Consider the following 19991-nt stretch of genomic DNA (forward strand, 5'->3'; position numbering starts at 1 on the left):
ACCACGCCATAGGCCTCGTGTCGGGGCGCTTCCAGGAACCTGACGCCGGCCGCGCTCATGCGCGCGTGGTCGCCGGCGAAGTCGTCGGTGTGCAGGAACAGCCAGACGCGACCGCCGCCCTGGCGACCGATGGCGTCAGCCTGCTCGCCCGAGGCCCTGGCCAACAGGAAGTCGGTCCCGTCGGAGCCAGGCGAAACGATCACCCAGCGCTTGCCGCCGCCCATGTCGGTGTCCTCGACCAGGGTGAACCCCAGCTTGCCGACATAGAAGGCGATCGCCTCGTCGTAGTCGGCGACCAGCAGAGAGACGAGGGCGACGCGGCGGGCCATGGGCGACTCCTTGGGAAGCCAAGCCATAGCACGCCGGTCGATTTGTCATACCACCGTGATCGAGCGCGCCGGGGTCAGCCGCCGCTGTAGCCGCCGATGATCGGCAGGATCTCGCCGGTGATGTAGCTGGAGGTCTGGGGTGAGGCGAGGAATACGTAGGCGGGCGCGATCTCCTCGGGCTGGGCCGGGCGCTTCATTGGCGTCTTGCCGCCGAACTCCGCGACTTGGGGCGCGAGCTTGTCGGCCGGGTTCAGCGGCGTCCAGACGGGACCTGGCGCCACCGCGTTCACCCGGATCCCCTTCTCGACCAGATGGGTCGCCAGCGACCGGGTGAAGGCGTGGATGCCGCCCTTGGTCATCGAATAGTCCAGCAGGTCCTTGTTGCCGAGCAGGCCGGTGACCGAGCCGGTATTGATGATCGAGCCGCCCCTGGGCAGGTGCTTCACCGCCGCCTTGGCCATGTGGAAATAGCCGTAGAGGTTGGTCTTCAGCGTGCGGTCGAAGTGCTCCTCGGTCAGGTCCTCGAAGGTCGTGACGTGTTCCTGGAACGCGGCGTTGTTGACCAGGACGTCCAGCCGACCGAACGCTTGCACGGTCTTCTCGACGGCGGCCTGGGCGTAGGCGGGATCGGCGACGTCGCCGGGCAGCAGGATCGCGCGGCGGCCTTCCAGCTCGACCGCCAGGCGGGTCTCCTCGGCGTCGCGATCTTCGTTCAGATAGGCGATGGCGACGTCCGCGCCTTCGCGGGCGAACAGCACCGCCACGGCGCGGCCGATGCCGCTGTCGGCGCCGGTGATTAGGGCGGCCATGCCCTCCAGCTTGCCCGAGCCCTTGTAGAACGGCGCGTCATACATGGGCGCGGGGGCCAGCCGGTGTTCTTCTCCGGGCTTGGCTTGGTGCTGTTCGGGGAAGGGCGGCGCGGGATAGCGGCGCGCGCCGGCCTGCATCGCTTCGGCCCGCTCTTCCTTGGGCTTGAACGAGCGCTCCTCCTTGGCGTCCAGCGGCGCCTGGATGGCGCGTTCAGCCTCGGCGGCGCGATCGCCGGCTGTCTCGAATTCGGGCGTTTGGATCTCGGCCATGGGAGCCTCCTGGGGTGAGCCCGGAAAACCACTGGCGGCGAGCGATGTTCCAACCGTGACCGAAAGCGGTTGCCCGCAAAACGGGCATGAGCCACCTTGCGCGCCTTCTTTGACCCCCCTTCTTTTTGGTGTTCTGGGGTGACGACCATGCCACGCGACGCGGCCGGAACGACGCTCCCTCCGGAGCAGCCGCGCGGCCTCATCTTGACCGATCTGATCGAACTGCTCCGCCTGGCGGGGCCGGTGATCCTGTCGCGCCTGGGCATCATGGTCATGGGCCTGACCGACGCCATCGTGGTGGGCCACTTCTCCGCCCGGCAGCTGGGCTTCCACGCCATGGCCTGGGCGCCGTCGTCGGTGCTGATCACCATGTCGATCGGCCTGCTGGTCGGGGTGCAGGTGATGACCGCGCGGGCCATCGGGGCGGGCAAGCCGCATGACACCGGCGCGGTGCTGCGCAGAGGCCTGGTCTATGGCGCCTGGATCGGGTTCGGCGGCGCGGCGGTGCTGGCCGCGCTGGGGCCGCTGTTCCTGCATAGCCTGGGTCTCAAGGACGGGCTCGCCGACGGCGCGACCCATCCTCTGATCGTCTTTTCACTGTCGTTGCCGGTCTACGCCCTGTCGGTCGTGCTGAGCTTCTGGCTGGAAGGCCTGGCGCGACCGGGATTCGCGGCCATCGCCATGTGGCTGGCCAACGGCGTCAACCTGGCGGTCAACCTGCTGCTGGTGCCCGGACTCTTCGGCCTGCCGGCGATGGGCGCGACGGGCGCGGCCTGGTCGACCTTCGTGGCGCGAACCTTCCTGACGATCGTCTTGGGCGTCTATGTGCTGCGCATGAAGGACGCTCGCGTGCTGGGCGTCTTCGACAAGCCCAAGCCCAACCGCGCCGCCGAGATCGAACAGCGCCGGATCGGCTATGGCGCGGGCGCGTCGAACTTCTTCGAGGTCTCGGCCTTCGCCGGCATGAACCTGATCTGCGGCTGGATCGGCGACCTGACCGTGGCCGCCTATGCGGCGGTGCTGAACGTCGCGGCGATCATCTTCATGATCCCGCTGGGCATTTCGACGGCCACGGCGGTGCAGGTCGGGCGGGCCTACGGCGCGCGCGACCCGGCGGGCATGACCCGGGCCGGCTGGATCGCCTTCGCGGTCACCGGGGCGGTCGGCGTGCTCGCGGCCCTACTGCTGTTCCCGCTGAAGGGCTGGGTCGCCATGGCCTATACGACCGACCCCGCGGCGCTGACCCTGATCGCGCCGGCGCTGGTCCTGACCTGCTTCTTCCTGGCCCCGGACGCGGTGCAGGTGGTGACCGCCCAGGCGCTGAGGGCGCGGGGCGAGGTGTGGGTTCCCACCATCACCCACCTGATCAGCTACGCCCTGGTCATGGGCCCGCTGGCCTGGTGGCTGGCCATTCCGAAGGGGATGGGCCTGAACGGCGTGGTGATCGCGATCATCGTCACCAGCTTCCTGTCGGCCGGCTTCCTATTGGCGCGGTTCAGGATCCTGGACTTGAAGGATCGCCGCGTCTCGCCTTCTCCCCTTGCGGGAGAAGGTGGCGGCGCGGCCGCCGGATGAGGGGTTGCGCAAGGCGCGTCGGATAGGGCTTTGGCCCCTCATCCGTCTCGTCTTCGCGAACTGCCTTTTCCCGCGGAGGGAGAAGGGATCAGACCCCCAGGATCCAGCCTTCTTCCGTCTCCGCCGCGGCCAGCGCCTCTTCGGAAAGGCCCTTGGGGGCGGCGAAGGCGGCGGCCAGCTTGCCGGTCTCGTCGAGCTTGGCGAAGTGCTCGGCCAGGCCGCGCACCTGGGTCAGGTCCTTGACCTCGCCGGCGGCGGGGACGCCTTTGATCATCGAGGGATAGACCTCGGCCGCCACGACCGCGACGCCTTCGAGGTCAGCCTCGGTCAAGGCCTTGAAGCCGGTCTCGAACGGCCAGACGTGGACGGCCTCGCCGCGCGCGTCCTTCAGGCGCCGCACGGCCGGGACGCCGACGATCGCCTGACCGCCGACCGAGCCGTTGTAGTAGAGCTTCCAGATCGAGTGCGCGCCTTTCGCAGCCTCGTCGGCGTAGCGGAACTCGGGCAGGTCGTCTGGCCCGTGCTCGCGGGTGCGCTTGGGTTGCAGGGTCGTCAGGGCGTCCTTGGGCGGGCAGCCCCAGAACGGGAAGGGGCCGCCGGTCAGGCGGCGGTTGATCTCCGAGCCGACACCGAAGCGGTTGTTGGTGTTGTCGGCCTTGTCCTTGACCATCTTGGCCAGCTGGTCCCAGACCGCGCGCCAGGGCGTTTCGCCCGGCAGGGCCAGGGCCTTGGCCAGGCCGCGCGGGAAGCCCAGCGGGAAATCAAAGCCGACCAGCGCGCGCTCGCCGCGCTTCTTGAGGTCCTCGAGGATCGCCGCCAGCCGGATCTCGGCCTCGGCGCGGGTCGCGGGATTATAGCTCTCGAAGGTCAGCCGGAAGCGCACGTCGCGCTTGAGCACGCCGATCCAGATGGAATCCGCGCCCGTGCTCGGCTTGGCCGCGGCGCTCCAGTCCACGATGACATAGGCGCTGAACAGGCGCGACACGGCGACGCTCCGCTAGGGTTGAACGAAGCGCGCTTCTACTCCCCCGGCGGCCCTGGGGCCAGCCGGGAAAGCAGGGGAGAGGCGGTTATCAGGCCGCGTCGCGGATCTTGGTCGTCGGGCCGATCGGGCGGCCGTTGCGGGCGAACCAGCGGATCGGCGGCTCGCAGGACGGGCCAAGGGCGGCGCGGACGATGGCCGGCGGACGGCGCTCTTCCGGGGTCATGAACAGGCCGTTGGTCTTCAGCTTCAGGCCGGCGGCCTTGTGGGCGCCCAGCATGGTCAGCGGTACGGCCAGGACCAGGCCCAACAGGATCGGGGCGGTCGAGGTGAACAGGTCCGGCGTGAACCAGAAGATCCCGCCCAGGACCAGGCCAGCGGCGCTGATCCAGCCCATGGCGGCCGAGGCCTCCTTGAAGCTGACCTTGTCGGCGTCACGGCGCTGAGTGGCCCAGCCGCCGACCTTGCCGGCCAGGATCTCGACGATGGCGCGGGTCTGGGTGAACATCAGCATCGGCGCCACGAGGGCCGAAAGCAGCATCTCGACGGCCAGGCCGGCGACGATGCGGCGCTTGCCGCCGAAGCCCTTCACGTCGGCCTTGCGGTTGAAGACGAGGATCGCGCCGAGGATCTTCGGGCCGAACAGCAGCACGAAGGTGATGATCATGGCCCAGGCGGTGGCCTGGATCTCGCGCCAGTCGATCAGGGCGTGGGCGGCGGCCTGCAGGTCGGCCATGGTGAAGGCCGCCTTCTTCAACTCGGGCATCAGGGCGCGCGAGGTGATCCCGGCCGTCAAGGCGATGAACCATAGCGGTGACAGGGCGTAGCTCAGCACGCCGATGACGAGGTGCAGGCGGCTCATCCAGTGCAGGCCGGGCAGGGCGGTCAGCGGCACGTGCTGGACGTTGCCCCGGCACCAGCGACGGTCGCGGGTGGCGAAGTCCAGCAGGTTGGAGGGGCTCTCCTCGTAGGAGCCTTCCAGATAGGGCGCCAGGTGGACGCTCCAGCCGCCGCGGCGCAGCAGGGCGCTTTCCAGGGCGTCGTGGCTCATGACCTCGCCGCCAAAGGGCTTGGGACCGGCCAGTTGCGGCAGGCCGCAGGTCTCGGCGAAGGCCCGGGTGCGGACGATGGCGTTGTGGCCCCAGAAGGAGCTCTCCGTGCCCGACCACCAGGCCAGGCCCGTCCAGGCGACGCGGCCGTAGAGGCGCGTGGCGAACTGCAGGGTGCGGGCGAAGATCGTCTGGCCGTTGATGATCATCGGCATGGTCTGGATCAGGCCCGCGCCCGGGTGACGCTCCATGGCGTCGGCCAGGCGGACCATGGCCTCGCCGGTCATCAGGCTGTCGGCGTCCAGCACCAGCATGTGCTCGTAGGCGCCGCCCCAGCGGCTGACCCAATCGGCGATATTGCCGGCCTTGCGGCCCGTGTTTTCCTTGCGGACCCGGTAATAGACGTTGCTGTGGGCCTCGCGGCGGAAGCGGGCGAAACAGGCCTGCTCGGCCAGGGCCACCTGGGCGTCGCGCGTGTCGCTGAGCACGAAGATGTCGAACTGGCGGCTCATGCCGGTGTCGGCCAGCGAGGCGTCCATGGCGCGCAGGCGGGCGAAGACGGCGGCGGCGTCCTCGTTGTGCACCGGCATCAGGACGGCGGTGCGGGTGTGCAGCTTGGGCATGGGCGCTTCGCCGTCGATGCCCAGCGGATCCTTGGGCTTGCCCAGCAGGATCACGAAACCGGCGACGGCGGTGCAGAACCACAGCGACAGCGCCAGGAAGAGCGGGGCCAGCAGGACCAGAACGATGGCTTCCAGCCGGGTCACGCCGCCCAGGGCGACCGTGTCGAAGGTGGCCTTCCAGCCGGCGACCCCCATCACGACCGTCGCCAGAGCGATGATCCAGCGACGCAGGGTCATGTTGGAGGCCAGCGCCGCGGCGCGGCGCGGACCGCCTTGCCAGAAGCCCAGAGGCTGCACGGGCATGGCCAGCGGCGCCTCGGCCGGGACCTCGACGGTGTCCCGCCGCTGAACGACCTGATCGAGAGACACGCTCGTGGAGGTGCGCACGTCGAAGAGGGCGGAGCGATCGCTCATATCGTCAGATCTCGGACTTTTTCCGGCGGACCGGGCTCTCTCCGCGCATTTCGCCGCCGGTTCCTCTTTCCGCGCCTCCGTGGGTCCGCTAGGGAACCGGGGTGGCGCTTGATGACGGAACCGTGACAGTCGAACCGGCGTGGAGAGCCGCCGGTGAGATCTAGAGTAAAACTTCGATCACAAGTTCGCTACCAGAAATCACGCGCGTTTCGCAGTTGCGAGAAAATACGTCGACAGCGTGCCGCGCGAGCGGCGCTCGCCTTTTGGGGGAATTTCGGTAAGATGATGAATTATCGGAATTTCCTGGTTTTCGCCGGTATCCTGGGGCTGGTCGCATGCGGTGAAGCGTCGCAGACGCCGCGGTCAACTCCCGGCGTCGTTGAAGCTGTCGCGTCGACGGAAGCGCTGCCAGCCTACGAGGCTCAAGGGGTGATTTCCGGGTTGGACGGCCAGATTCTCACGCTCGATCACGACGGCGCGAGCGCGGCGGGTCTCAAGCCCGGCCGCGACCGATTCAAGGTCTACGCCGATGTGCTGGCGGAAGCGCCGATCACGCCCGGCGCGCGCGTGAAGTTCCAGTTCAAGAAGACGCCAAGCGGCCTGGAAGTGTCCAGGCTGGAAGCGCGGCCCTGATCTCAAAGCCGCCATCCCGCGAACACGTCGCGGGATGACGGTGGATTTGGCGGAGCAGGGCGTCTAGGCCAGCTTCACCAGCATCTTGCCCAGGTTCTCGCCCGAGAACAGCTTCAGGAACGCGTCCGGGGCGCGCTCGACGCCTTCCTCGACGGTCTCCTTCCAGGTGATCTTCCCGGCCTTGATCCACTCGGCCATGTCCTTGGCGAACTGCGGGAACAGGTCGTAGTGGTTGGAGACGATGAAGCCCTCCAGGCGCAGGCTCTTGCCCACGGCCAGGATGATGTTGGACGGGCCCTCGGGTTTGCTGGTCTCGTTGTACTGCGAGATCATCCCGCACAGGGCGAAACGGGCGAATGGGCGGGCCGAGTTGATGGCCGCCTCGAGGTGCACGCCGCCGACGTTCTCGAAATAGACGTCGATGCCCTTGGGCGCGACCTTGGCCAGCTCGGCGACCACGTCGGGCGTGGCCTTGTAGTCGATGACGTGGTCGACGCCGATCGACTTCAGGAACGCCACCTTCTCCGGACCGCCGACCGAGCCGATCACGGTGTGGCCCTTGAGCTTGGCGATCTGGCAGACGACCGAACCCACGGCCCCCGCGGCGGCCGAGACGAAGACGACATCGCCTTCCTTCAGCGCCGCGATGCGCAGAAGGCCGACATAGGCCGTCAAGCCCGGCATGCCGGCCACGCCCAGGAACGCTTGTGGCGGGATGCCGTGAGTGTCGAGCTTGGTGATCGCGCCCATGCCGGCGGCGGCCAGCGATTTGGGATGGGCGTTGAAGGCCTCGCGCCAACCGAACATCGAGCTGACGATATCGCCGGGCTTAAAGTCGGGGTCGTTCGAGGCGATGATTTCACCGATCGCGCCGCCCTGCAGCGCCTGGCCGATCTGGAACGGCGGAACGTAGCTGGGGCGGTCGTACATGCGGCCGCGCATGTAGGGGTCGACCGACATCCACAGGTTCTTCACCTGGACCTCCCCCGGGCCGGGGGCGGGCAGGTCGACGCTGGCCAGTTCGAAGTCCGAGGCCTTGGGAAGCCCCACGGGACGGCTCTTCAGACGGATTTCACGCGAGGTGGTCATGGGTTTCCTCCGGCTGCTCTCTGGCGAGCGTTGTTAATTTAAACGGATGTTTAGCGCGTCCTTACGGAAGGCTCCAGTGCTTCTATGCCGTCACGAAGCGGAGTAGACAGCGCCCATGACCAAGACCTTGAAAGCGGGCGTCGTCGGCGCCGGGGTGTTCGGCGGCTATCATGCCAAGAAATACGCCGAATTGGCGGATGTGACGCTGGTCGGCGTGTTCGACATCGATCTCGCGCGGGCCAAGGCCCTGGCCGAGCCGCTCGGCGCCCAGGCCTTCGACGACATGGACGCCTTCCTGGCCGCGGTCGACGTGGTCACCGTCGCGACGCCCGCCGTTCATCACGCCGGCGCGGCCCTGGCGGCGCTGAAAGCGGGCAAGCCGGTCTATTCCGAAAAGCCCCTGGCCGTGACGCCGGACGACGCCGACAAGATGGTCTCCGCCGCCGCCAGGGCCGGCGTGCCGCTGGCCTGCGGCCATCAGGAGCGGGTGGTGTTCCAGGCCATGGGCCTACTGGACATTCCCGAGCAGCCGCTGCGCCTGGAGGCCGTGCGGCGGGGCACGCCCTCGGATCGCAACCTCGACGTCTCCGTGGTGCTGGACCTGATGATTCACGACATCGACCTGGCCCTGGCGCTCTGCGATGGCGAGCCGGTGGCGGTGGAAGGCGAGGGGGCCATCACCCGCTCGACCTCCCTCGCCAATCCTCACTTGGACTGGGTCAAGGCCGAGGCCACCTTCGACAACGGCTTCACGGCCGTGTTCGACAGCTCCCGCGTCGCCGAGGCCCGCGAGCGGACGATGAAGGTCGTCTACCCTTCGGGCGAGGTCGAGATCGATTTCCTGGCTCGAACCTTCCGCAACACCACGCCGTTTCCGCTGATCGAGAACTTCACCGAGACCCCGGCCGGCAAGGATCCGCTGGGCCTGTCGGTCGCCGGCTTCCTGGCGGCCGTGCGTGGCGAAGCGCCCCGGCCGGTGGTGACCGGCGCCGAGGCCGCCCGGGCCCTGGACCTGGCGCTGGCGGTGGAGCAGGCGGTCGAGGGCTAGGCTCGCGACGGCTGGCTTGGCCGATCCGGACTGGAGGGAATTTTGCCGCACGAGGCCTGGCCCGTCGATCCCGCGACGCTCGTTCCCTTCCTGGTGGCGATCGTCCTGATCGAGCTGACCCCTGGTCCGAACATGGGCTACCTGGCGGGCTTGTCGGCGGTGGAGGGCCGGCGCGCCGGCCTGGTGACAGTGGCGGGGATCACCTGCGGGCTCCTGGCCTACATGCTGGCCTCGGTCGCCGGGGTGACCGAGATCCTGCGGGTCAATCGTCACCTGTACGCGCTGCTGCGCTGGGCCGGCGTGGCCTATATCGCTTGGCTGGCCGTCGAGGCCTGGCGCGGCGGCGAAAACGGCGAGGCCGCGCCGGTGGCGACCACCGACTGGGCGCTGTTCCGCAAGGGCTTGCTGGCCAACCTGCTCAATCCGAAAGCCGCGCTGTTCTACGTGACCCTGTTGCCCGGCTTCATCCAGCCCGGCCACGCCTCGCCCTTGGCCCAGGCGCTTATCCTGGGCGGGGCGCACATCCTGGTCAGCGTCGCCATACACGGCGCCATCGTCCTGTCGTCGGACGGGTTGGCGCGCCGCGTCGTGCGTGTCGGCGGCAGCGTTCGCGCCCGGCGGCTTTTCGCGGTCGCCCTGATGGCCACCGCGGTTTGGATCGCCTTGGAGACGCGTCGCTAGAGCATTCCCGGATGAAACGGCTATCGGGCCGAAGAATGCTCTAGTCGTCGAGGTCGAAGGGCAGTTCGTCCTGGTCGCTGGGCGGCTCGCGACGGGCTTTCGAGACGGGCTTGTAGCTCGGCGCCGGCGCCGGCGTCGGCGGCGGCGCGGACGGCTCGTCCTCCCACGGCGGATCGTCGAACATGTCGGGCTCGGCCTGGTGGGGAGCCGTGGCGGGGACGGGTCTTGGCGCGTCGTCAACGCGGCGCGCCGGGGGAGGAGGAGCGATATCTTCCTCCAGCTCGTCTTCGAAGATCGGCGCGACGAAGGTCCTGCTTGGCGGCGGCGTCTGGGCCGGCGTCTGGGCCGCCGCGACGGAGGGCGCGGCGCGTTCGGGACGCGGGGGCAGGGGGCGTCGGACGATCGCCTCGCACCGCGCCAGCCAACGGTTGGCCTCCTGCACCAGTTCGGCCGGCGAGCGGCTCTCGCGCCGCTGTTCGTCGCCCGGCGCCCAGAGCTCGAGCGCGAAGTCGGGATGGCGCGGGTCGTCGAAGATCAGCCGCAAGGTGACCGTGTCGGCCTGGGGCGCGACATGATCGATGGCCCGTCGGCCCTCGCCCCGGAACACCCGGCCCATCACCTGGTTGTCGACCAGCAGTTCAGCGCCCATCAGCTCGTCCAGGCGATAGACCAGACACCAGGCCCCCCGGTCCCACGCGACGGCCAAAAGGTTGGTGGAGAACGAGAATCCCGCGCCGCGCCCCCGTCCGCGCGCGACGACGACGCCTTCCGGCTCGCTCTTCAACACATGGCGCAAGGCCCGGCGGATGCGCCGGTCCTCATCGCCGTACCAGATGGCCAGGCTGCCCATGAACGTCACCGCCGTACCGGCGATGGCCACGAACAGCAAAAAACGCGCGAGTTCGCTCATGGAAGGCAGGCTAGCGAGAGTCCCGATTCTCGCCCAGAGGGCCTTGACCGACCGTCAAAGACGGAAGTGGCCGACGACCGGAACGTGGTCGGAAGGCTTTTCCTTGTCGCGCTCATCGCGGTGGATGACCACACCGTCCAGCTTGTCCGCCGCCTGGGGCGACAACAGAAGATGGTCGATCCGGATGCCCAGGTTCCGCTGCCACGCGCCGGCCTGGTAGTCCCAGAACGTGTAGCCGCCCGGCGCGCCGTCGGCCTGCATGTAGGCGTCGGCGAGGCCAAGGTTCTTCAGGGCCCGGAACGCGGCCCGGCTCTCGGGTTGGAAAAGGGCGTCGCCGAGCCAGGCTTCGGGGTTGGCCACGTCCTGGGTCTCGGGGATGACGTTGTAGTCGCCGAGGATGACCATGGGCTCCTCGAACGCCAGCAGCGCCTTGGCGTGGGCGTGCAGCCGGCGCATCCAGGCCAGCTTGTAGTCGAATTTCTCGGTGCCGATCGGATTGCCGTTGGGCAGGTAGATGCCGACCACGCGGAACGGGACCGGCGCGCTGATCACCGCCTCGATGTAGCGGGACTGCTCGTCGACCTCGTCTTCGGACAGGACGGGAAGGCCCTTGCGGACGTCCTCGACCGGAAACTTCGAGAGCAAGGCCACGCCGTTATAGGTCTTCTGGCCGTGGACGACGACGTTGTAGCCGAGCCGCTCGAAGGCCTCGGTCGGGAACTTCTCGTCGAGGCACTTGATCTCCTGCAGCACGGCGACGTCGGGATTCTCGGCTTCGAACCACGCCAGCACGCCGTCCAGGCGGGCGTTGATCGAATTGACGTTCCAGGTGGCGATGCGCATCGAGGACTCCAGACTTGAGCCTGGAAGCTAGGGTCCCCGGCGGATGGGCTCAAGCCGCGGCGATCAGTGGGTCTTGATGAATGCGGCGATCGCCTCGGGGACCGCGGGCGCCAGGGGCAGGGACGGGTCCGAATAGGTGGCGACATTGGCGGCGCGGTCCGCTGGAGCCGACTTGAGCACGTGATTGACGCCCTCCAGTTCCACGAGGGTCGCGTCGGGCTGGGTGGCCTTCAAGCGTTCGGCGCTGTCCGTCGGGACCTGGATGTCGGTCTTGCCCTGCACGATCAGCACCGGGCCCTTGTAGGCCTTCAGCAACTGCGTCGGGTCGTAGGCGAAGGTGGCTTTCAGGAATGGCTGCACCTGCGGCGCGAACAGCATCTGCAGGCCGGGCGGCATGGCCGAGGCGTCGACGTCGCGGCCGGCTTCGAGCGCGGCGACGTTGTCCAGGGTCTGGTCGAGGAGCGCTCCGGGCGGCAGGCCGGCCTTGAGCTGGCGGCGCAGAATGTCGCCGAACTTCTCGCCAGCCGCCGAGACCAGCACCAGACCGCAGAGATCCTGACCGGTCTGGCCGGCGACCTCGGCGACCAGGGCGCCTTCGCTATGGCCGATCAGCCAGACGCAGGGCGCGCCCGTGCGCTTCTTGAGATCGGCGGCCCAGGCGTTGGCGTCGGCGGCCAGGTCGGCGATGAACACCCTGTTGCCGTCGGTGGCGGCCGCGCCGCTGGCGAACTGGCCCCGCTTATCGATCCGCACCGTGGTCACGCCCCTGGCGGCCAGACCCTCGGCCAGCTGGCGATAGATCGCGCCCTTGACGCCCAGGGGGCTGTTCCCGTCGCGATCGGTAGGTCCCGAGCCTGGCAGGATGACCGCTACCGGCGCCTTGGCGCCGGCGGCGGGCGCTAACTGCGTGCCTTTCAGCGGTCCGGGGATTTCGACGAAGGTCTCGACCGGCGGAGCGGCGGGGGTCGCGGCCAGGGCGGCGGCGAAGGCGATGGCGAGCATGACGAGGTTCCCCGAAGCCAGCGACGACGCGGCGTCTCGTCGTCTTCTATCGACGAAACTCTAGATTGAGAAGCTGACCCCGCAGCCGCAGCTGGATTTGGCGTTGGGATTGCGCACCCGAAACTCCGCGCCGGCCAGTTCGTCGACGAAGTCGATCTCGGAGCCCTTGAGCAGGGCCAGGGAGACCACGTCCACCAGAGCCACGGCGTCGTCGCGCTCGACCTTCAGGTCGTCGGCCTCGACCGTGTCGACCAAGTCGAACCGGTATTGGAAGCCCGAGCAACCGCCGCCGTCGACGGCCACACGGAGCATGAGGGGGCGGCCCTCGCTGGCGGCGATGGCCTTGATCCGTCGAGCGGCGTTTTCGGAAAGCGTTAAGTCTGTTTGGGTCATGGCTGTGGAAAAGTCATTCTCGGCCTATATGAGGATGTCGCGGCCCTAACGGAAGGGCCAAACGGTCCAACGCGATAAAGGCGTTCTATGTCCCAGGCCCCGTACTTCGTCCCCCGCGCGCCCTATGCCGAAGATCCGTTCAAGTCGAAGGGGCGCCGCTTCAAGGAAGAAGAGAGCCGCACCCGCACCCCGTTCGCCCGTGATCGCGACCGCATCATCCATACCTCGGCCTTCCGCCGCCTGAAGGAGAAGACCCAGGTCTTCGTGGCGCACGAGGGCGACAATTTCCGCACCCGCCTGACCCATTCGCTGGAGGTGGCGCAGGTGGCGCGCTCGCTGGCCACGGCGCTTGGCCTGGACAGCGATCTCGCCGAGACCATCGCCCTGGGCCACGACCTGGGCCATCCGCCCTTCGGCCACGCTGGCGAGGACGAGCTCGAGATCCAGATGCGCGACTACGGCGGCTTCGACCACAACGTCCAGACGTTCCGGGTCGTGACCGAGCTGGAGCATCGCTATCCGGACTTCCTGGGCCTGAACCTGACCTGGGAGACCCTGGAAGGGATCATCAAGCACAACGGCCCGGTGACCAACAAGCTGGGCAAGCCGTCCTGGAAGGCGATCTCCAAGTACGACAACGAGTACGAGCTGGGCCTGGACAGTTGGGCCTCGGCGGAGGCGCAGGTCGCGGCGTTGGCCGACGACATCGCCTACAACAACCACGACGTCGACGATGGCGTGACCGCCGGCCTGTTCACGCTGGACGAACTGATGGACGTGCCGCTGATCGGCCCGATCCTGTTCGCGGTGAAGAGCGAGCGTCCGGATCTCGACGCGCGCCTGACCCATCTGGAGGCCGTGCGCCGGATGATCGGCGCCATGGTCGACGACGTGATGGGCGAGACTCTGCAGCGCGCCGCGGCCAGCGGCGTCCAGTCGGCCGACGACGTGCGGAGGCTGGACCACGCCCTGGTGGCCTTCTCGCCCGACATGGCCGAGGACCTGGCCCGCCTTCGGTCGTTCCTCTACGAGCGCATGTACCGTCACTGGCGGGTCAATCGCACGCGCAGCCAGGCGCGCCGTATTCTCGGCGAAATGTTCGCGCTATTCCTCAAGGAGCCAGAGGTCCTGCCGACCTACTGGTTCGCCAAGTCGCAGAACCGCGACGAAGCGGGCAGGGCGCGCGTGGTGTGCGACTACATCGCGGGCATGACCGACCGTTTCGCGATAGAAGAGCACCGCAAGTTGTTCCACCTCGACGTCTGGAACTAGGCCTCTCCAGGTCAAGCCCCAGGCGGGGAGGCGAGCAGCGCTTGATCCGCTACCTGTGCGGGGCGGGCGCTTCTGAGACGGTGCGGTGTTGGGTAACCTAGGGTCGCGCGCGTCCGATTCGAGCGTTCGATCCGCGCCCCGAGTTTTTGGAGCTTAGCCTAAGATGTCCGATCCGCACCGCGGGGCCTATACGCCGCCCACCGACGCCCCCCTGTCGTTCGACGCGCGTCAGCCCGTGCGCGGGGCGCGGCCGCTGCCCATGACCCTGATCATCAGCGCCGTGGTGCTGGTGACGCTCGTGGTGGCGGTGATCATGATCTATCGCGGCGGCATCCGCGGCCCCAACGAGCCGCCGCGCGCCGTCGGCGCCGAGGTGGGCGAGATGAAGACGCCGCCGCCGGCCGGCAGCCAGCCCCAGGATCCGGCCGCGGGCCTCCAGATCTACCACAGCGACGACGCCCAGCCGTCGGCCACCTTCGCCGCGCCGCCCGAGGCGCCGCAGGCGCGTCCGGCCGTTCCGCTGAACACCGCGCCCGTCCAGACCGCGGCCCTGCCGCCGGCCAAGCCCGCGCCGGCCGCCGCCGCTCCGGCCGCGCCGACGATCGAGTCCCTGGCCACCGCCGCCGTCGCGCCCAAACCCGCGCCGAAACCGGTCCAGACGGCCGCCGTGACGCCCGCCAAGCCCGTCGCCGCCGCGCCGGCTCCGACCGCCGCCGCGCCCAAGCCCGTGGCGACGGCCACTGGCCCCGCCTCGGTGCAGATCGGCGCCCTGTCTTCGCCCGCCCTGGCCGACAAGGCCTGGACCGACGCCGTGCGCCTGGCCCCCGGCCTGGCCGCTGGCAAGGGCAAGAAGGTCGAGGCCGTCGACAAGAACGGCGTGACCCTCTACCGCACCTCGGTCACCGGCTTCCCGAGCCGCGAGGCCGCCAAGGCCTTCTGCGAGGCGATCTCCGCCTCGGGCAAGTCCTGCTTCGTCAAATGAGCCTGCTGATGGGCGCCTCTTCCGCCGCCATCCTCGGCTGCGCCGGGACCACGCTGACGGCCGAGGAGGTCGCCTTTTTCAGGGACGTGAAGCCTTGGGGCTTCATCCTGTTCAAGCGCAACATCGCCGACCCCAACCAGGTTCGCGCCCTGACCGCCGCCCTGCGCGAGACGGTCGGGCGGCCCGACGCGCCGATCCTGATCGACCAGGAGGGCGGTCGCGTCGCCCGCCTGCAGCCGCCGCACTGGCGGATCTATCCGCCCGGCCGAGCCTATGGCGAGCTGGTCGCCAACGACCCGCTGGTCGCCCGCGAGATCACCCGCCTGGGCGCGCGGCTGATCGCCCACGATCTCCATTCGCTGGGCGTCAACGTCGACTGCGTGCCGGTGCTGGACGTGCCCGACCCGCAAGGCCACGAGATCATCGGCGACCGCGCCTATGGCGACACGCCCGAACAGGTGGCCACCCTGGGCCGCGCGGCCGCCGAGGGCCTGCTGGCCGGCGGCGTCCTGCCGATCATCAAGCACATCCCTGGCCATGGTCGCGCCATGGCCGACAGCCACCTGGAGCTGCCGGTGGTCAAGGCCAAGCTGGCCGAGCTGGACGCGCGCGACTTCGCGCCGTTCCGGGTGCTGTCCGACATGCCGATGGCGATGACGGCCCACGTCGTCTACACGGCCATCGACCGCAAGAACCCGGCCACGACCTCCAAGAAGGCCATCAAGAAGATCATTCGCGAGTCGATCGGCTTCGACGGCCTGTTGATGAGCGATGATTTGTCGATGAAGGCGCTGTCGGGCGATTTCAAGCAACGCGCCAAGGACAGCCTGTCGGCCGGTTGCGACGTCGTCCTGCACTGCAATGGCGACATGGCCGAGATGAAGGCCGTGATGTCCGGCGTCGGCCGGATGTCGAAGGAGGCGCGTCGCCGCGCCCAGGCGGTCATGAGTCGCCTGGTCAAGGTCCCCGAACCTTTCGACGTCGCCGAAGCCCGCGCCCGCTTCGATGCGGCCTTCGACGGAAGGTACGCTTGAGCACGGGCTTCCAGCCCACATTCGACTTCGAGGCCGCCAACGAGGCGGCCGAGGACGGCGCCGCGCTCGTCATCGACATCGACGGTTACGAAGGCCCGCTGCACGTCCTTTTGGCGCTCGCGCGCAGTCAAAAGGTCGACTTGCTGCAGCTGTCGATCACGCGCCTGGCCGAGCAGTACCTGGCCTTCGTGCAGCAGGCGCGTCGCGTGCGCTTCGCCCTGGCGGCGGACTATCTGGTGATGGCCGCCTGGCTGGCCTATCTGAAATCCCGTCTGCTGCTGCCCAAGCCCGAACAGGCCAAGGCCGAGGAGCCGCCGGCCGAGGAGATGGCCGCCCAGCTGGCTTTCCGCCTGGCCAAGCTCGACGTCATGCGCAAGGCCGTGGAGGCCTTGAAGGACCGTCCGATCCTGGGCCGCGACGTCTTCATGCGCGGCGACCCCGAGGCGGTGAAGATCGTTTCCTCGACCCGGCTGGAGGGGGACCTCTACGGCCTGATGAGCGCCTATATCGAGCAGAGGAAGCGTGAGCACAGCCGCCACTACGCGCCGCGCCCGCCGACCGCCTATCCGCTGGAGGACGCCCGCGACCGGCTGCGCAGCCTGCTGCCGAAGATGGAGGACTGGACGGTCCTGTCGTCCATCGCGCCCATTGACCGCGTGCTGGAGGAGGATGACGGCCCCACGCCCGCTTCCTACCTGGCCTCGACCCTGTCGGCTTCGCTGGAGCTGGTGAAGGAGGGTGTGCTGGAGGCGCGCCAAATGGCGGCGTTCGAGGACATCTATCTCAGGACGCGGGCTGAACCGCTGGAAGTCGTCGAATGACCACCGAACTGGAACCCCTGTTCGTCGAGCGCTGCATCGAGGCGCTGCTGTTCGCGGCGGCCGAGCCGCTCAGCGACGTCGACCTGGCCAAGCGCCTACCGGAAGGGGCGGATATCGCGGCCGCCATCGCGGCGCTGCAGAACCGGTACGCGGGCAGGGGGATCGAACTGGTCTGCGTGGCCGGGCGCTGGCGCTTCCAGACCGCCCAGGACCTGGCGTTCCTGATGACCGAGGAGCGCGAGGAGCCGCGCCGCCTGTCCAAGGCCGCCCAGGAGACCCTGGCCATTGTCGCCTATCATCAGCCCGTCACCCGGGCCGAAATCGAAGCCGTGCGGGGTGTCCAGGCCAGTCGAGGCACGCTGGATGTCTTACTGGAACTGGGATTGATCCGCATGCGCGGTCGGCGGCGCACGCCCGGCCGTCCCGTGACGTTTGGGACCACCGACGCTTTCCTGGAGCACTACGGCCTGGCGAATCTGGGCGATTTGCCGGGCATCGCCGAGATGAAGGCGGCGGGTCTGTTGGAAATGAACTTGCCGCCGGGCTTCAACGTGCCGGATCCGCTGGGCCTGCGCGCCGGTGAGGACGAGGATCCGCTGGACCTCGACGAAGGCGAGACGCCCGAATTCGCCCAGGACTTCCTGGGCGAGCCGGAGAAGGCGGACGGTTAGGCTGATTTTCAGCAAACAGCGCGGTCTGCCCTCATCCGCGAGCGGTGTTTGAGGGGCGAGGTTGGGTGAACTTCACCGACCTACGCCAGGATATCCGCCACCAGGCCCTTCTGACCCTTCGTCTCGGGATCGTTCTGGACCTGCTGCTTGACCATGTCCTTGAGCTTGTCCTCGATCTTCTTGCGATCTTCCGGCGACATGGCCTTGAGCTGCTCCTCGGTGACGCCCAGCTTTGCCAGCATCATGGCCCGCATCTTCTGGGCCGGCGTCATGGCCTGGAACTTCAGGAACTCGTCCTTGGCCGAGGTCTCGCCGACCGGCGGAGCGCTTGAGGCGCTGACGCCGCCATAGGCGCCGGCGTAGACCGAGGAAGAACCGATCGAGGAAATCGACATGTGACGCGCTCCCGGACTGAAGGGGTGCGACATCTTGGCAAGAATTGCGCCAGCTTCCCGAAGCTCGACTTTTCAAAGGCTTGTGGCGCAAGGGCTTGATCGCCAGGTCAAGTTGACCGAGCAGAACTTGCCGCGCCTGGTCCATCCCTGGCCTTGTCGGCGCCTCGCGCGCGAACGATGGTCGGCGGCCCCGCAAGCGCCTATATTCTCGGGCATGTTGTAACGACGCGTCGCAGCGGCTATCTGGCGCTGTCGCAAGGAGTCTCGGTTATGGGAAGTCTCGGTCCTATCCACTGGATCATCGTCGCCGTCGTGGTGCTGCTTCTGTTCGGCGGTCGCGGCAAGCTGTCGGGCATCATGGGCGACGCGGCCAAAGGCATCCGGGCGTTCAAGGACGGCCTGAAGGACGACACCAGCAGCGAAGTCGCCGACAACAAGGCCAAGGGCGCGCTGCCGCGCACCGAGGCCGAGGCCGAAGAGCTTCGCAAGTCGTAAGATTGAAGGCGCGCGGGGGGAAGACTCCGCGCGTGATCCAACCTCGCGGGGGGCCTTCGGCTCCGCCGCTCTAGGGCGCGTCCATGCTTCCTGATATCGGCGGCACAGAACTTCTTGTCATCGCCGCCGTCGCACTGATCGTGGTCGGTCCCAAGGACCTGCCAGCGCTGCTGCGAAAGCTCGGCCAGTTCGTTGGCAAGATGCGAGGCATGGCGTCGGAATTCCGCGCCAGCTTCGACGAAATGGCGCGACAGTCCGAGCTCGACGAACTGCGCCGTGAGGTGCAGGCCATGCGCGCCGGGCAGTTCTCCAACCCGGTCCAAGCCGCCACCGACGCCGCCGGCGTCGATCAGGTGTTCGCCGACATCGACGCTTCGCTCACCAGCGGCGCGACCCAGATGCATCCCTATGCGGGCGGCGACGTCCATGGTTCGGCCCCCGCCACCGACAATTCGATCCTGCCGCCTCCAGCCGTCGAGATCGTCGAAAAGCCCAAGCGCGGGACGCGCAAGAAAGCGGCCCAGGCCGAACCGGCCAAGCCCGCTCGCAAGTCCGTCCCGACGACAAAAGCCGCTAAGACAAAGGTGGCTACGGCCAAGGCGGGCGTCACGCCGCGTAAGCGCGCGGCCAAGGCCGGCGCCAAAGCTTCGGACGCCGTCTCGTGAACGACAAAGCCCTGGGATACGAGGACGAGATCGAAGCCTCGCGCGCGCCGCTGCTGGACCACCTGATCGAGCTGCGCACCCGCCTGATCATCTGCGTCGCCGCGATCGCGGTGGCGTTCGGCGTCTGCTTCGCCTTCGTGAAGCCGATCTTCCTGTTCCTGGTCCGCCCGTTCACCGTGGCCGAGGGCCTCAAGGCGGTGCAGGACGCCGGCGGTCACCACGGCTCGTTCGACCTGCTGCTGGCCCTGGTGGGCATCAAGAAGGTTCCGGCCGCGTCGCTGGCCGACATCACCCTGCAGGCCACCGCGCCGCTGGAGCAGTTCTTCACCAACATCAAGCTGGCGGCGTTCGGGGCCATCATCCTGGCCTTCCCGATCATCGCCTGGCAGCTGTACCGTTTCGTCGCGCCGGGCCTTTACAAGAAGGAGCGCAACGCGTTCCTGCCGTTCCTGATCGCCTCGCCAGTGCTGTTTCTGATGGGCGCGTCGCTGGTCTACTACGTAATGCTGCCGTTCGTGCTGTGGTTCTCGCTGTCCCAGCAGATCGTCGGCGAGGGCGTGAAGGTCGTGCTGCAGACTCGGGTGTCGGAGTATCTGACCCTCGTCACGACCCTGCTGCTGGCCTTCGGCCTCAGCTTCCAGCTGCCGGTGGTGCTGTCGCTGGGCGGCCTGGCGGGGCTCGTCGACTCCAAGATGCTGCGGGCGGGCCGCCGCTATGCGATCGTCGCCGTCTTCGTGGTGGCCGCCATCGTCACGCCGCCGGACCCGATCAGCCAGATCACCCTGGCTGTGCCGCTGTGCCTGCTCTACGAAATCTCGATCTGGTGCGTGTGGCTGATCGAACGCCGCCGCAAGCGCGAGGACGAGGAAGCCGACGACCTGGTCTGACAGGCGCGAAAAAGGCCCCGCGACTTGAGCCGCGAGGCCTCTTCCGACACTCAAAAAACGCGAGTGAAGCCCTAGAGCGCGTTAGGGTTAGGTGTGGGCGGCTAACCCGCCCGAACGCG

22 protein-coding genes are annotated in these 19991 nt (G+C 68.2%); 12 read left to right on the forward strand and 10 right to left on the reverse strand.

Translation table 11 applies throughout. From position 1 onward, the window contains the following. Both VJ655_RS05645 and VJ655_RS05650 read right to left on the reverse strand, forming a co-directional pair. On the reverse strand, positions 1-329 hold a 329-nt coding region (locus VJ655_RS05645; protein WP_324110087.1), incomplete at its 3' end, for a VOC family protein. A gap of 74 nt (positions 330-403) precedes the next feature. Then, a complete protein-coding gene (locus tag VJ655_RS05650) occupies positions 404-1408 on the reverse strand; it encodes an SDR family oxidoreductase (RefSeq protein ID WP_324110088.1) in 1005 nt (334 codons plus the stop codon). Positions 1409-1555: 147 nt separating this feature from the next. On the opposite strand from VJ655_RS05650, the gene VJ655_RS05655 reads away from it, so the two are divergent. After that, positions 1556-2983 carry an MATE family efflux transporter gene (locus VJ655_RS05655; protein WP_324110089.1) on the forward strand — a complete coding sequence of 476 codons (1428 nt, stop codon included), beginning with the start codon at positions 1556-1558 and terminating at the stop codon, positions 2981-2983. An 88-nt stretch (positions 2984-3071) separates the two neighbouring features. On the opposite strand, the gene VJ655_RS05660 is transcribed toward VJ655_RS05655, so the two are convergent. Further along, the gene (locus VJ655_RS05660; RefSeq protein ID WP_324110090.1) at positions 3072-3968 is read right to left on the reverse strand and encodes a cobalamin biosynthesis protein CbiG; all 897 of its coding nucleotides are present in this window, start codon (positions 3966-3968) and stop codon (positions 3072-3074) included. A gap of 88 nt (positions 3969-4056) precedes the next feature. Then, positions 4057-6051: a glucans biosynthesis glucosyltransferase MdoH gene (gene mdoH, locus VJ655_RS05665; RefSeq protein ID WP_324110091.1), complete on the reverse strand. Its 1995-nt coding sequence runs from the start codon at positions 6049-6051 to the stop codon at positions 4057-4059. Between the two features lie 282 nt (positions 6052-6333). On the opposite strand from mdoH, the gene VJ655_RS05670 reads away from it, so the two are divergent. Then, entirely contained in the window at positions 6334-6684 is a 351-nt protein-coding gene (locus tag VJ655_RS05670; RefSeq protein ID WP_324110092.1) for a copper-binding protein, read from the forward strand. Between the two features lie 63 nt (positions 6685-6747). Here VJ655_RS05670 and VJ655_RS05675 read toward each other — a convergent pair whose 3' ends face one another. Beyond that, on the reverse strand, positions 6748-7773 hold the full coding sequence (locus VJ655_RS05675; protein ID WP_324110094.1) for an NADP-dependent oxidoreductase: 1026 nt from the start codon (positions 7771-7773) through the stop codon (positions 6748-6750). A 115-nt stretch (positions 7774-7888) separates the two neighbouring features. On the opposite strand from VJ655_RS05675, the gene VJ655_RS05680 reads away from it, so the two are divergent. Both VJ655_RS05680 and VJ655_RS05685 read left to right on the forward strand, forming a co-directional pair. Continuing rightward, positions 7889-8821, forward strand: a complete 933-nt coding sequence (locus VJ655_RS05680; RefSeq protein WP_324110095.1) for a Gfo/Idh/MocA family oxidoreductase — start codon at positions 7889-7891, stop codon at positions 8819-8821. Positions 8822-8863: 42 nt separating this feature from the next. Beyond that, on the forward strand, positions 8864-9502 hold the full coding sequence (locus VJ655_RS05685) for a LysE family translocator (RefSeq protein WP_324110096.1): 639 nt from the start codon (positions 8864-8866) through the stop codon (positions 9500-9502). 40 nt (positions 9503-9542) lie between these two features. Here the strand turns inward: VJ655_RS05685 and VJ655_RS05690 are convergent, their stop codons facing one another. The 4 genes from VJ655_RS05690 to erpA all read right to left on the reverse strand — a co-directional run bounded on the left by VJ655_RS05690 (position 9543) and on the right by erpA (position 12650). Beyond that, positions 9543-10412 (reverse strand): hypothetical protein, encoded by an 870-nt coding sequence (locus tag VJ655_RS05690; protein WP_324110097.1) that lies wholly within the window; start codon positions 10410-10412, stop codon positions 9543-9545. 54 nt (positions 10413-10466) lie between these two features. Continuing rightward, positions 10467-11255, reverse strand: coding sequence for an exodeoxyribonuclease III (xth, locus tag VJ655_RS05695; RefSeq protein ID WP_324110098.1), 789 nt, complete (start codon positions 11253-11255; stop codon positions 10467-10469). A gap of 63 nt (positions 11256-11318) precedes the next feature. After that, positions 11319-12257 (reverse strand): alpha/beta hydrolase, encoded by a 939-nt coding sequence (locus VJ655_RS05700; protein WP_324110099.1) that lies wholly within the window; start codon positions 12255-12257, stop codon positions 11319-11321. A gap of 60 nt (positions 12258-12317) precedes the next feature. After that, positions 12318-12650: an iron-sulfur cluster insertion protein ErpA gene (gene erpA, locus VJ655_RS05705; RefSeq protein WP_324110100.1), complete on the reverse strand. Its 333-nt coding sequence runs from the start codon at positions 12648-12650 to the stop codon at positions 12318-12320. 87 nt (positions 12651-12737) lie between these two features. On the opposite strand from erpA, the gene VJ655_RS05710 reads away from it, so the two are divergent. From VJ655_RS05710 to scpB, 5 genes are all read left to right on the forward strand, one after another. Next, entirely contained in the window at positions 12738-13922 is a 1185-nt protein-coding gene (locus tag VJ655_RS05710) for a deoxyguanosinetriphosphate triphosphohydrolase (protein WP_324110101.1), read from the forward strand. 163 nt (positions 13923-14085) lie between these two features. Next, positions 14086-14904, forward strand: a complete 819-nt coding sequence (locus VJ655_RS05715; protein WP_324110102.1) for an SPOR domain-containing protein — start codon at positions 14086-14088, stop codon at positions 14902-14904. Further along, complete coding sequence (gene nagZ, locus VJ655_RS05720) at positions 14901-15938, forward strand: beta-N-acetylhexosaminidase (protein ID WP_324110103.1); 1038 nt, start codon at positions 14901-14903, stop codon at positions 15936-15938. Before VJ655_RS05715 ends, nagZ begins: the two co-directional genes overlap by 4 nt. After that, positions 15935-16759: a ScpA family protein gene (locus VJ655_RS05725; RefSeq protein ID WP_324110104.1), complete on the forward strand. Its 825-nt coding sequence runs from the start codon at positions 15935-15937 to the stop codon at positions 16757-16759. Before nagZ ends, VJ655_RS05725 begins: the two co-directional genes overlap by 4 nt. Next, positions 16756-17430: an SMC-Scp complex subunit ScpB gene (gene scpB / locus VJ655_RS05730; protein ID WP_324110105.1), complete on the forward strand. Its 675-nt coding sequence runs from the start codon at positions 16756-16758 to the stop codon at positions 17428-17430. Before VJ655_RS05725 ends, scpB begins: the two co-directional genes overlap by 4 nt. A gap of 80 nt (positions 17431-17510) precedes the next feature. Here the strand turns inward: scpB and VJ655_RS05735 are convergent, their stop codons facing one another. Then, on the reverse strand, positions 17511-17825 hold the full coding sequence (locus VJ655_RS05735; protein ID WP_324110106.1) for a hypothetical protein: 315 nt from the start codon (positions 17823-17825) through the stop codon (positions 17511-17513). A gap of 270 nt (positions 17826-18095) precedes the next feature. Here VJ655_RS05735 and tatA point away from each other — a divergent pair, with 270 nt between their 5' ends. From tatA to tatC, 3 genes are all read left to right on the forward strand, one after another. Beyond that, entirely contained in the window at positions 18096-18320 is a 225-nt protein-coding gene (gene tatA / locus VJ655_RS05740; RefSeq protein WP_047404445.1) for a twin-arginine translocase TatA/TatE family subunit, read from the forward strand. Positions 18321-18403: 83 nt separating this feature from the next. Beyond that, positions 18404-18985: a Sec-independent protein translocase protein TatB gene (tatB, locus tag VJ655_RS05745; RefSeq protein WP_324110107.1), complete on the forward strand. Its 582-nt coding sequence runs from the start codon at positions 18404-18406 to the stop codon at positions 18983-18985. Next, positions 18982-19872, forward strand: coding sequence for a twin-arginine translocase subunit TatC (gene tatC / locus VJ655_RS05750; protein ID WP_324110108.1), 891 nt, complete (start codon positions 18982-18984; stop codon positions 19870-19872). The genes tatB and tatC overlap by 4 nt, the downstream gene beginning before the upstream one ends. The last annotated feature ends 119 nt before the right edge of the window (positions 19873-19991 follow it).

It is taken from the genome of Caulobacter sp. (assembly GCF_035254145.1).
In the GTDB taxonomy this organism is placed as follows: Bacteria; Pseudomonadota; Alphaproteobacteria; order Caulobacterales; family Caulobacteraceae; genus Caulobacter.

What these genes read in the sequence shown, in the direction of transcription:
- erpA (WP_324110100.1), bottom strand. Translation starts at nt 12,650, where the DNA reads ATGACCCAAACAGACTTAACGCTTTCCGAAAACGCCGCTCGACGGATC.
- VJ655_RS05735 (WP_324110106.1), bottom strand. Translation starts at nt 17,825, where the DNA reads ATGTCGATTTCCTCGATCGGTTCTTCCTCGGTCTACGCCGGCGCCTAT.
- VJ655_RS05700 (WP_324110099.1), bottom strand. Translation starts at nt 12,257, where the DNA reads ATGCTCGCCATCGCCTTCGCCGCCGCCCTGGCCGCGACCCCCGCCGCT.
- tatA (WP_047404445.1), top strand. Translation starts at nt 18,096, where the DNA reads ATGGGAAGTCTCGGTCCTATCCACTGGATCATCGTCGCCGTCGTGGTG.
- nagZ (WP_324110103.1), top strand. Translation starts at nt 14,901, where the DNA reads ATGAGCCTGCTGATGGGCGCCTCTTCCGCCGCCATCCTCGGCTGCGCC.
- xth (WP_324110098.1), bottom strand. Translation starts at nt 11,255, where the DNA reads ATGCGCATCGCCACCTGGAACGTCAATTCGATCAACGCCCGCCTGGAC.
- VJ655_RS05675 (WP_324110094.1), bottom strand. Translation starts at nt 7,773, where the DNA reads ATGACCACCTCGCGTGAAATCCGTCTGAAGAGCCGTCCCGTGGGGCTT.
- scpB (WP_324110105.1), top strand. Translation starts at nt 16,756, where the DNA reads ATGACCACCGAACTGGAACCCCTGTTCGTCGAGCGCTGCATCGAGGCG.
- VJ655_RS05715 (WP_324110102.1), top strand. Translation starts at nt 14,086, where the DNA reads ATGTCCGATCCGCACCGCGGGGCCTATACGCCGCCCACCGACGCCCCC.
- mdoH (WP_324110091.1), bottom strand. Translation starts at nt 6,051, where the DNA reads ATGAGCGATCGCTCCGCCCTCTTCGACGTGCGCACCTCCACGAGCGTG.
- VJ655_RS05670 (WP_324110092.1), top strand. Translation starts at nt 6,334, where the DNA reads ATGATGAATTATCGGAATTTCCTGGTTTTCGCCGGTATCCTGGGGCTG.
- VJ655_RS05650 (WP_324110088.1), bottom strand. Translation starts at nt 1,408, where the DNA reads ATGGCCGAGATCCAAACGCCCGAATTCGAGACAGCCGGCGATCGCGCC.
- VJ655_RS05680 (WP_324110095.1), top strand. Translation starts at nt 7,889, where the DNA reads ATGACCAAGACCTTGAAAGCGGGCGTCGTCGGCGCCGGGGTGTTCGGC.
- tatB (WP_324110107.1), top strand. Translation starts at nt 18,404, where the DNA reads ATGCTTCCTGATATCGGCGGCACAGAACTTCTTGTCATCGCCGCCGTC.
- VJ655_RS05690 (WP_324110097.1), bottom strand. Translation starts at nt 10,412, where the DNA reads ATGAGCGAACTCGCGCGTTTTTTGCTGTTCGTGGCCATCGCCGGTACG.
- VJ655_RS05710 (WP_324110101.1), top strand. Translation starts at nt 12,738, where the DNA reads ATGTCCCAGGCCCCGTACTTCGTCCCCCGCGCGCCCTATGCCGAAGAT.
- VJ655_RS05655 (WP_324110089.1), top strand. Translation starts at nt 1,556, where the DNA reads ATGCCACGCGACGCGGCCGGAACGACGCTCCCTCCGGAGCAGCCGCGC.